Below are 10,449 nucleotides of genomic sequence, written 5' to 3' on the forward strand. Positions count from 1 at the left end.
CGTGGACGCCGGAGCTGGAGGCGGATGTCCAGGCGCTCCATTTGCGCTATTTCAATCCGGCCCCCTGATCCACCCGCTCCGCTGGGGGAGGCCCCTTGGGAAAGCGCTGATTAAATAGCGAGCGACCCGATGGAGTACAGCCTTGGGGCTGTACGCACGAAAAAATGCGGCACTCCTCAGGAACATGGCGGGAAATTCGTACACGCCAAGGCGTGTACTCCAGCGCTCTTGGTGAGAAGCCAATTGAATCCGTGTTTCCTTGGATGGTTATACCGAAGAGTTCCAAAAGAGGATGAAGACGTTGAGAACGATGAAATGGTTGATGGCGATCCTGCTGATCAATGTGGGCGCCTTCGCCAACGCGCAGACGCAACCGACGGAATACGGGCCGGCCCTGGTGCGGCTGGCCGCGGACGACATCGAGCAGGTGTTCAGCGACATCCGCGCCAGTACCGAGGCGGTGGCCCACGAATACGAACGGCTCTATCGGTCGAGCACGAGCGATGAGCCACCCGCTCCCGCCGCGGGGCGCCAGCTACGCCACACCTTCCAGTTGAACACCTGGGGCGACGTGCCCGAGCCGGCATTCCAGGCGCCGCAGGCCGCCTATTTCGCCTACGGTGAAGGCGAACCCACCACCGCCCAGCGGCTTCAGCTACAGAATTTCAAGACGCTGACCCCGGTCGTACGTGCGGCCTACCACACCTTCGACTACTCCTGGGCCTACCTCACCAGCGCCGACGGCGCGATGATGATCTACCCGTTCCTCACCTTGGAGGAGGCGGTCAACAATTACCCACCGACCGATCAGATCTTCTACACCGCCGCCGATTTCAGCGGGCGCAAGGCGGGCTGGACCGCGCCCTACCTCGATCTCGCGGGAGCCGGCATGATGGTCACCGTCTCCTCTCCCGCCTTCAATGGCGAGCAGCCGATCGGGGTCGCCTCCCACGACATCACCCTCGACCAGCTCTCCGGCCGTGTCCTTCAGCGCTTGGCCGCCGGCTCCGGCGGCATCGCCTACCTCACCGACGCCGACGGGCTGCTCATCGGCGTCAGCGATCCGGCCCTGCGCGAGGAACTGGAGCGGGTCAACCAGCAAGCCGGCCGTGCGGTACTGCACTATCGCACCCGGGTCGAAGACGGGACAGGGCAGGTTTCCACCCGTGCCCCCTGGCTCAACCGCCTGAGCGAACGGTTGATCGGCCAAGCGGGGATGGCGAACGGCGACGTCCTCCAGGTGCGCGACGGCGAGCACAGCGCGTCGGCCATGCGCCTCGCCGACACCGGTTGGTGGGTGGTCATCACCACCGCCGAAGCGCGATAGCCCGTAGAGGCACAGCGGGCACGGAGTGAATGAAAGCGAGCGTCCCCGCTCGCCTATAGGGCGTCCCGCGGGCGCCGTGCCGAACGAAACCGCCTTCCGCTCGGATACAAACCGCAATTCCCCATTCCCGCGGCGAAGTAGCCGAGCGTCCCGGCGCAGAACACTCCCCCGGGATATCCTCTCGGGTGGGCTGGCCCCGAGACGGATTGGAGTGGGCGTTCAACTCGCCACTACGTCCGATCGGCTACCCCGGGATGTTGTTGACCGAAGAGTCTTCGAGAATCGAGTCGACGTCCTGTTGCGGCTTCGGCGGTTCACGCGCCTCGACGAGCCCGAGTACGAGTTGACGCTGGCGCGTGGTCAATGTCTGGATGATGTTCAGCAGGAGCGGCTGGGCTGAAACGGGGTGAATGCGCACCCAGTCGCGCAAGCCATCGGCTTCGATGCGCAGCAGCGTCGCTTCGCATTCGGCAATCACCGTAGCGGAACGCCACCCTCCCTCGAAGAGGGCGACCTCGCCGAAAAGGTCGCCCGTGCCGAGTTCCGAGACGTAGACCGAGTCGCCGGTGATATCGAAGACCTCCCCTTCCTCACGGTTGTCTTGTGTTCGCGGAGTCTTGCGGTGCATCACGCGAAGATAACCCTGGATGACGCCCCAGATGTCCCGCGCTGAAGAACCCTCCTCGACGATCTTCGATTCGGCCGGAACTTCGACGCATTCGGTGAACTGGACGAGGGCGTTCAGCGCGTCGGCGTCGACGTCCCGGAACACACCTATTTTCTGGAGGTTGGATCGAATTTGGGCGATGCCGGCCCGGTTGGTTTGGAACAGGCCGGCCGCCTTATCGAGATCCGTTTCGCTGAGGTAGCCGAGTTGCACCAGCATCGTCCCGAGGCGCGGTCTTTTGACAAAGATCTCATAGCGAATGGTTTGCAGCTGCTCGGCCGACAAGATCCCCGCCAACGAGGCCGATTCCAGAAAGCCCAGGCCGCTGGTGCGCTGAATGGTGCGGATTCGGTAGGTCTTCTCGGTGGAGAGGATGCCCATGCGATCCGCGATGGCCTCGGCCCTCGGTGTGTTGGACTCCTGGCAAGCCAATGCAGCGAGCATCTGTTCCTGGGTGACGAATCCATGCTCGATGAGGAAACGACCGAATAGGGGGGGTGTCGTGGTGGCCATGACGGTGCTCTTCGCTTTTCAGTGGGGCAGGGTTAAGGAGATGCGCAAACGTCGCGAGGATCACATGGACAGATGTCCGATTCATTTTTGCTGATCCCCCCTCTTCTCACAAGCACGGGAGGTAGGCGATGCTACGATGGGCGGGTGGATTGATCGAGGATGCGCCATTCGATGCACGCGATGATTGTCGATTGCGGCCGGATAAGCCATGCCAACCGCACGAATCGTCACTCTGATTGACGTTTTCTCTAACACAGAGTGCACAGAGAAAAGAGACACAAAGGGCACGGAGAGAGCGGAAGCGAGCGCCCCCGCTCGCCTATAGGGCGTCCCGCGGGCGCCGCGCCGAACGAATCTGCCTTGCCGGAGGGGCGTCTCGACGCCCCAAAACGGGAAGTTGTTCTTTCGCGAGCCCTAAGGCCGAAAGACCTTGAGCCCCAACTCCTTCACCACCCTGAAATGCTTGGCGTTGCTGGAGACCAACGTCAGGTTGTGCTCCACCGCGGTCGCGGCGATCAGCGCATCACCCGCCCGCATCCCCGAGGAGAGTGCGTACTCCTCCACGTAGATCAGGGCACGATGACCGATGTTCTCGCCGAGCGGGAGGATGGTGAAAGCGAAATCGGCGATGAACGCCTTGATGAGCTTGTGCTGGGCCTTGTTGCGCGCCCCTTGCAGCAGCTCCATGTAGCTCTGGATCGAGAGGTAACGGGCATCGGCCCGCTCGATCAGCCGCGCCGCCTTGTCGTTGCCCCGTTGGACCCAGATCAGGATATCGGTATCAAAGAGCATGACGCGGCCCCCGCAGCCGCTCCAACTCCTCCAGCACCGTCTCTTCGGCTTCGGCATACATGCCGAAGAACGGGTGCTCCTTCACCTTCCCCGCGCACCGCTCCCCGGCCGGATGGATCACCCCCTTCACCCGCCCGTGGTAGAGCACGGTGACCGGCTCGTTGCGTTCCAGCGCCTTGAGGATCTCGGCGGTCCTGTATCGCAGATCGACTACGCTCGCCTTCATCGTTCGCCCCCTGGGATGGATGGTAAAATTGTCTTCTGATTGTAGACATTTTCAACTCTGTCCATCCACTGAACCATCCCCCACCCCGCCCCCTGGTTACGACGCTCCGCGTCGTAACCCACGGCCTTGGACGCTCCGCGTCCCGACGGTTGCGCGAAATTGACGCGCCGTGCCTTCGTCCGACATGACGCGGAGCGTCAAAGAAAGACGTTCCCACGCGGAGCGTGGGAACGAGAAGACAGATCACCGTGGGTACCGATCGCTCCAAACCCCACCTGTAGGAGCGGCCCCCAGGCCGCGATGGCGCCGCCACGCCCCACTCCCGCCAGTATCTCCGAGCCGCGGCGCAAAAAGCCCCACCGCCGCAGCGGACCGACAAGACAGCGGTTCAAAGAGAGCGGCGGGGGCAACGGGAAGGGCGCCCGGCTTACGCATCCTGCTCACGCCAAGTACCTACATCCCTGTAGGCAATCGCGGCCTAGGAGCCTATCGGGCTATGGGGGATCGAGTCGCGGGAGCGGGAGGGCGGTGCCGATTTTTCGAAAATTCGAGGAGAATAGTGAGCTATTTGACGAGGATTTTCGGAAAAGCGGTGCCGTCATCCCGCTTTCGCGGCCGATTCATCCATAGCCCGACAGGCTCCTAGGGGCCGCTCCCACAGGAGAGGCCCGCCTGCGCTCCCTCCACCACCTTGCGCTACACCTCCAGCGGGTTGCCGAAACCGGTGATCTCCGGCCAGAGAGGATCGTAACGCCTTGCCGCGTGGCCCCTCCCACCCGCATTGAACTCGGCAATCAGCAGTCAGGACTCAGCGGCTCAGCAGACCGAATCCGCCGGGGAGACAACCACTCGAAAACCCACGTAGTCGTCCCTGACGCCGGGACGAAGCCTGTTGCGGGGCGCGCAACGCGCATACCACTCAAAGTAGAGCCAGGAACCACCGCGCAACACGCCTCGCCCCTCTTCATCCGAGGCGGTCCACTCCCAGACGTTGCCGGCCATCTCCCGCGCCCCCACCGGACTCTCGCCGCCGGGGAAGGCGTGAACCGCGCTGGTTCCCCCCGCCTCCCCCTCCCGCGTATTGGCCCGCCACCCCTCGAACCCATCCCCCCACGGGTACTCCCGGCCGTCGTCGCCACGGGCCGCCCGCTCCCACTCCTCCTCGCTGGGCAGCCGCACCCGCCACGCCGCCTCCGGCAAGGCGAAGCGTTCGGGCGCCGCGCCTACCTCCCCCTCCAGCCAGCGGGCGTAGGCCTGGGCCTCAAAACGGCTCACCCCCACCACCGGCGAGGCGGGGTTGGCCAATTCGGACTCCCACCAGAAACGAGGCGCGGTAAGCCCCTCCTTTTCCCGCCAGCGCCACCCCTCCTTGCTCCACCAACGGCGCTCCTCATAACCGCCAGCCTCCATGAAGCGGCGATACTGGGCATTGGTCACCGGATACTTGGCGATCCAGTAGGGGGTCTCGATGCATCGCTCCTCTTTTTTATCCCCGTAGGGGAAGGGACCGGCGGGCACCGGCAGGAACCGGTCCAGGTCCTCGGGCAGCCGGCCGATCTCGCCCAGCAGCAGCCCCGCCTCGCGCCGCGGTTTGTTCGGCAGCTCCCGCGTCTGCATGCACCGCTCCAGCGCCTCCCCGACCCGCGCCGCCGCCCGGCGCCCCACCGCCCCCGCACCCAGGTCGGCCAGCACCCGCCCGGCAAGCAGCACGTCGAGCCCCCGCGCAGCCCCCTCCGCCTGCCCCTCGGCCAGGGTGGTGAGCAGCTCGGCCACCCGCTCCTGATCCATCTTCACCACCGCAATCACCCCCAGCGCCAGTTGCAGGCTCTCGTGCCAGCGTGGGTCGTCAAGGGCCGCCATGATCCGCTCCAGCAGCGGTTTGTCCTTCAGCAGGCTGAGGCCGAACCCGGCCAGATACTCTTCGAAGGTGAGGTGGATGAAGCCGTACTGCCCCCGCCCGCGCTCCAGCAGCAGGTTGGAGTAACGGCGCACCGAGGCGAGGAAGCCGCGCACCTCCTCCCGCGCCTCCCGCCCGTTGAGCCCCTCCTCTTCCTTGAAGTACGCCTCAAGAAAGTCGTGCAGCGCCTCCTCGCCGATCAGCCCGGAGCGGGGATTGTGGTCGCGCAGGTGGAGCGCCAGCTTGGCCAGCAGCCGCTGGGTGGGGATCGGGTCGATCTCCGGCCCCACCGGGGCGCCGTCGACGCCGCGCGCCCGGTGCCAGGTGTTGAGCAGGGTCTCCAGGTAGAGGCGGTAGAGCTCCACCCGGCGGTGGGGCAGGGTCACCCCCTGGCGCTTGATCAGGGCGAGGATGGTGAGCAGCAGCGGGTTGCCCGCCAGCCGGGCGATGCCGTCGTGGGCGGTCACCGCCGCCAGCAGCTCGCTCCGCTCCCGCTCGGCGTCGGCGGCGATGGCCGCCGCCTCCTTGTCCTTGCCCCAGGCCCGTTCGGCGGCGAGGGTGAAGCGCTCGACGAAGGCGGCGATCCGCTCCCGGTCCCAGTCGACCAGCGCATAGGTGGCCCAGCGGGCGCTGTTCAACGGGTGTTCGCGGTAGCCGACGAAGCGGCTGGTCACCACCAGCCGGTTGCCGCCCGTCCCCTTCCCCTCGCGCTCCGGGAGATGGGCGCGCAGGAACGCCTCCACCCGCGCCACCAGCTCGCCGCGGTTCTCCCCCACCTCGTCGAGGCCGTCGAGCAGCACCACCGCCCGCCCCTGCGCCAGCGCGGCGTGGAACAGCTCGTCGAGCCGCGCCAGCCGCCCCTGGCGCTCCCGGTAGTAGGCGGCGAGGAAGGCATTGAGGCTGAGGGAGTCCCGCTCCAGCGCCTTGCCGTAGGCGTTGAGGGGGATCAGGATCGGCAGCGGCCCCTCGGCCCGCTCCGCCAGCCCCAGGGCGAGGCGCTTCATCAGCGTCGACTTGCCGCTGCCCGGATCGCCCAGCACCACCAGGGCGGCGTGGCGTTCCAGCGCCGCCTCCACGGTGCCCTCCTCCGCCTCCGCCCGCGCCTCCCGCAACGCCTCCGCCGCCTCGTCGCCCAGCCAGTCCCGCCCGGCGATGCGCTGCCAGGTCTCCCCCTCCGGCAGCTCGCGCCGCGCCCGCACCGGCACGTAGACCGCCTCCAGCTCCAGCCCGCTGGCGTTGGCCACCATCTCCGGGATATTGATCCCCTTGAAGTCGAGGTGGCGGAAGCCGCTCGCCAGGTAGTCGAGGTAGTCGCGGCGCAGCGCCTGCAGCGCCTCCTCGTCCAGCTTCGGCGTGCCGCCGTCGGGGTGGATATGGATCACCAGCTGTTCGATGGTGTAGGCGTCGCCGTTGACGAAATCCCCCTTGATGCCGGTGTAGCCGGTCAGTCTCGCGCCGCGATCACTCATCCTCTGCCTTCCCTTTTCCCTCGACCGTCCCGCCCGTGACGATCTTGTCGCCGTTGACGAAATCGCCCTTCACCTTCACCGGCCCGTTGAAATAGGCGCCACCGCCAGTATCGACGGGGCCCGATCCCTCTTCTTGCTTTCGGGTAGAACGAAAATAGAGAAGCAACAACACGAGCGCCTCCGCCACCCACAAGGCGAGTTGCAGCAGCGATTGCAGCGACTTGATCCGGCTCCCCTCCGCATCGAGAAAGGCCAGCAACCCCGGCGCCCAGGCATCGACCGTCCACGCCAGCGCGCCGATCCCGATCACCACCACCAAGCCGATCCATCTGGTCATCTCTTCCTCTCCTTCTCTCACGGATACCGCAGGGGGTAGAGCGATAGCGAAGCCCAACGTGCCGCTCCCCCCTCACTCCCGCCCCCCCTGTAGGAGCGGCCCCTAGGCCGCGATTGCCTACAGGGATGTAGGTACTTGGCGTGAGCAGGATGCGTAAGCCGGGCGCCCTTTCCGCCACCCCCGCTGCTCCAACAGAGCCTCCACCCCGTGGGTCCGGCGCGGGCCGGGGATTCGGCGTCGGGGCTCGAAGACGCTGGCGGGAGTGGACCGTAGCGGCGCCATCGCGGCCTAGGGGCCGCTCCTACAAGGGAGGCTCACCCGCGCCGTTTTGCGGTAGGCCTCCCAGAGGTTGCCGAAGTCGGTGGTCTCCGGCCAGAGGTTGTCGTATCGCCTTGCCATGGGGGGCTCCCACCCGCGTTGAATTCAGTAGTCAGCAGTCAGGACTCAGCGGCTCAGTAGACTGAATCCGTCGGGGAGACAACCATTCGAAAACCGAAATCGATGAACTCAACATCAGGTTGAAACCCGATACGTGACGAGCAACGCACATATTTCTCATCGTCAATCCAGGAACCACCACGCAATACGAGGTCCTCGCGTCCTACCGGGTTGTTGCATCCGCCCTTGCTGGGTGTGTAGGGGTAGGGCTGGTAGCGTGTTCGACACCACTCCCAGACATTACCCGCGAGATCGTGGAGCGCCCCCGCCTCTTCATCAGGCGTACCTCCCAATGGAAAGGTCCCCACCGCGGTCGGGCGATCCAGTTCGGATTGATCGATATTGGCCCGTAGCGGGTCCCAAGCTTCTCCGCCCCAAGGGTAGCGGCGCGCCCTACTACCACGGGCGGCGCATTCCCACTCCGCCTCGCTGGGAAGGCGAACCACCTCCCCGTCGAACAAAAGGCCGGTGGTATGCAACCGCTCGGTCAACCAGTGAGCAAAGGCGTTCGCCTCGAACCACGTGACATCAACCACAGGTCGATTGGGGTGGACAGTCTGCTGCCCCCAACCGTTTGGGGCCTTCCGGCGGTTATTACGCCGCCACCCCTCCGCCAACTCACTCCATGCCCACCAACGGGGCTTCTCATACCCATTGTCGTCGACGAAAGGAGCGTATTGGGCCACGGTAACTGGATAGCGGGAGATACGGTAGGGGTAAGGCATCAACAGGGCCGGCGGGTTGCCCTTTTCGTCGTCATTGGCCTCCGGGTCGTCGTCCCGACTCCCCATGACGAAGGGACCTGCGGGGATCGTCACCCAGGCGATGTCAGGGAGGGTCACACCCGCTACCTCCAGCGTGGTCACCCCTAGCCGGGGATCACCCAGTTGCCCCAGCACGTCGGCGGCATCGGCTCGCTCGCGGGGGGAGAGTCGGCCCTGTTCCACCAGTGCGACCAAACGGTGGGTGACCTGTTTCAGCCGCGCCGGATAGTCCCGCGCCACCCGGCCCCGCCCCACCTCCAGCAGCACCTCGCCGGCAAGCCAGGCGTCGCGCCAGGCGGCGTCCTCATCGGCGGCATCCGCCGGGCAGAGTCCGTCGGCCAGCAGCAGGGCCGGCTCCGGCTGGCGCTGGCCGTGGGCCAGCGCCCCCACCGCCCACAGGATCACCTCCCGCCAGAAGGCCCCCTGGCGGGCCAGCGCCCGAGCCTCGCGGGCGAACTCCCCGCGGCGCACCAGCCGCAGGCCGGCCAGGTACTCCTGGAAGCTGCGGTGGGGGAAGGTGAAGACGCCCCCCTCCCGCTCCAGCAGCAGCCCGGCGCGCAGCCGCAGGGTCTCCACTACCGCGGCGGCCCACAGCCGGGCGTCGTGGCCGCGGTGGAGCCGGGCGAGGCCGTCGCGCAGCTCGGCCTCGGGGATGCCGGTCACCCCCTCGTCGCCGCCGCCCCGCTCGTGGGCCGTCCAGGCGAGTTCCTCCAGCAGGTCGCGCAGGTCGTTGCGGCTCACCCCGCCCTCGGCCAACTGGGCCAACAGCCGCGACTCGCCGCCGTGGCGCTGTGCCTTGGTCCGCTCCCAGTGGTGGAGCAGCACCTCCACCGCTTCCTCGTAGAGAGGCGCCCGCTCCTCGGGGAGTTCATTGCGGTGGGTGTGGACCACCGCCATCACCGTGAGCAGTAGGGGGTTGGCGGCGAGCCCCGCCAGCTCCGGGCGCTGGAGGGCGTGGTGGAGCAGCTTGTCGGCAAGCCGTTCGGCCTGCGCCGCGGCGATCCCCCAGCGGCGGGCCACCTCGGCGTACCAGTGGGTGATGAATTGGCGGATCTTCGCATCGTCGAAGGGGGCCAGTTCGAAATCGGGAAAGCGGTTTTTTGGCAGCGCCCATTGGGGCTGCTGGAAGGCAAGCACCCGGCAGCTCACCAGGAAGCGGTTGCGGGCGTAGCGCTCCTCGAAGGCGAGCAGGGTCGCCTTGACCAGGGCGGCCTGCGCCCCCGGTACCTCGTCGAGTCCGTCCACCAGCAGCAGCACCCGCCCCTCCTCCAGCAGGCCGAGCAGCCAGTCGGCGACGAAGGGGGCGTTGCGGGCGGCGAGGTCGTGCTCGACGAAGCGCCAGAGGAGGTTGGGGCTGGCCTCCGGGTGCCCTTTCCGGTCGTCGAGCCAGAGGGCGAAATCGCGCAGCACCAGCGGCAGGGGGGCGAGGCCGTCGAGGGCCGCCGGCCACCCCTCGGGGGCGTCCTGGTGGACCAGGGCAAGGGCAAGACGGTTGAGGAAGGTGGACTTGCCCGAGCCGGGGTCACCTAGCAGGACCAATACACGGTTGTCGGCGACCGCCTCCAACGCGCTCACCACGCGATCCTTTTCGAGAACGACTCTATCACCCTCCTTGCGCCGCTCCACTTCCTCTTTGGTCAACGCCACCCGGCGAGTGGTATCGAGCCCGATATAGACCCCCTCCAGGGTCAGCGCTGCCCGCTCGCTGGTGGGATCACTCGCCTCCAGGTCCACCCCGCCCAACGGGAGCCGGCCGCAGCGGGCGGCGATGATCGCGGCGTAGACTTCGGGGATCCGCTCCACGGGGACCGGGCCGCGCCCCTCGTAAACGCCGTTGACCGTCACCTCCACCCGTTTGTCGCCGGCGACGAAGTCGCCATCGACGTGAAGTTCTCCGATCTCCATCCGGCACCGTTGCAACTCCTTCTGGAGTGGCGCCAGTTTATCGTTCACCACTTTATCGCCGAAGTCGCTCCGTACTGCCTCCAGGTTGGCAATCTGCTTCAGCAATTCGCCGAT

The 10,449-nt window shown here is 66.5% G+C and carries 7 protein-coding genes; 1 reads left to right on the plus strand and 6 read right to left on the minus strand.

Annotation, left to right across the window (positions count from 1 at the left end):
* The first annotated feature begins 310 nt into the window (after positions 1-310).
* Entirely contained in the window at positions 311-1,327 is a 1,017-nt protein-coding gene (locus ACYQ2W_RS23950; protein ID WP_459873124.1) for a PDC sensor domain-containing protein, read from the plus strand.
* A 244-nt stretch (positions 1,328-1,571) separates the two neighbouring features.
* Here ACYQ2W_RS23950 and ACYQ2W_RS23955 read toward each other — a convergent pair whose 3' ends face one another.
* From ACYQ2W_RS23955 to ACYQ2W_RS23980, 6 genes are all read right to left on the minus strand, one after another.
* Positions 1,572-2,507 (minus strand): cyclic nucleotide-binding domain-containing protein, encoded by a 936-nt coding sequence (locus tag ACYQ2W_RS23955; RefSeq protein ID WP_459873112.1) that lies wholly within the window; start codon positions 2,505-2,507, stop codon positions 1,572-1,574.
* Positions 2,508-2,921: 414 nt separating this feature from the next.
* Positions 2,922-3,299, minus strand: a complete 378-nt coding sequence (locus ACYQ2W_RS23960) for a type II toxin-antitoxin system VapC family toxin (protein WP_459873114.1) — start codon at positions 3,297-3,299, stop codon at positions 2,922-2,924.
* Positions 3,289-3,525: a hypothetical protein gene (locus ACYQ2W_RS23965; RefSeq protein ID WP_459873116.1), complete on the minus strand. Its 237-nt coding sequence runs from the start codon at positions 3,523-3,525 to the stop codon at positions 3,289-3,291. Before ACYQ2W_RS23965 ends, ACYQ2W_RS23960 begins: the two co-directional genes overlap by 11 nt.
* Before the next feature lie 816 nt (positions 3,526-4,341).
* Complete coding sequence (locus ACYQ2W_RS23970) at positions 4,342-6,891, minus strand: NACHT domain-containing protein (RefSeq protein ID WP_459873118.1); 2,550 nt, start codon at positions 6,889-6,891, stop codon at positions 4,342-4,344.
* Entirely contained in the window at positions 6,884-7,228 is a 345-nt protein-coding gene (locus ACYQ2W_RS23975) for a hypothetical protein (RefSeq protein ID WP_459873120.1), read from the minus strand. Before ACYQ2W_RS23975 ends, ACYQ2W_RS23970 begins: the two co-directional genes overlap by 8 nt.
* A gap of 452 nt (positions 7,229-7,680) precedes the next feature.
* Positions 7,681-10,449, minus strand: a 2,769-nt coding sequence (locus ACYQ2W_RS23980; RefSeq protein ID WP_459873122.1) for an SUMF1/EgtB/PvdO family nonheme iron enzyme, incomplete at its 5' end; no start/stop codon positions are given.

It is taken from the genome of Endothiovibrio diazotrophicus (genome assembly GCF_054657215.1).

Coding starts and splice junctions, on each gene's coding strand:
- ACYQ2W_RS23950 (WP_459873124.1), top strand. CDS start 311: ATGAAATGGTTGATGGCGATCCTGCTGATCAATGTGGGCGCCTTCGCC.
- ACYQ2W_RS23955 (WP_459873112.1), bottom strand. CDS start 2,507: ATGGCCACCACGACACCCCCCCTATTCGGTCGTTTCCTCATCGAGCAT.
- ACYQ2W_RS23960 (WP_459873114.1), bottom strand. CDS start 3,299: ATGCTCTTTGATACCGATATCCTGATCTGGGTCCAACGGGGCAACGAC.
- ACYQ2W_RS23965 (WP_459873116.1), bottom strand. CDS start 3,525: ATGAAGGCGAGCGTAGTCGATCTGCGATACAGGACCGCCGAGATCCTC.
- ACYQ2W_RS23970 (WP_459873118.1), bottom strand. CDS start 6,891: ATGAGTGATCGCGGCGCGAGACTGACCGGCTACACCGGCATCAAGGGG.
- ACYQ2W_RS23975 (WP_459873120.1), bottom strand. CDS start 7,228: ATGACCAGATGGATCGGCTTGGTGGTGGTGATCGGGATCGGCGCGCTG.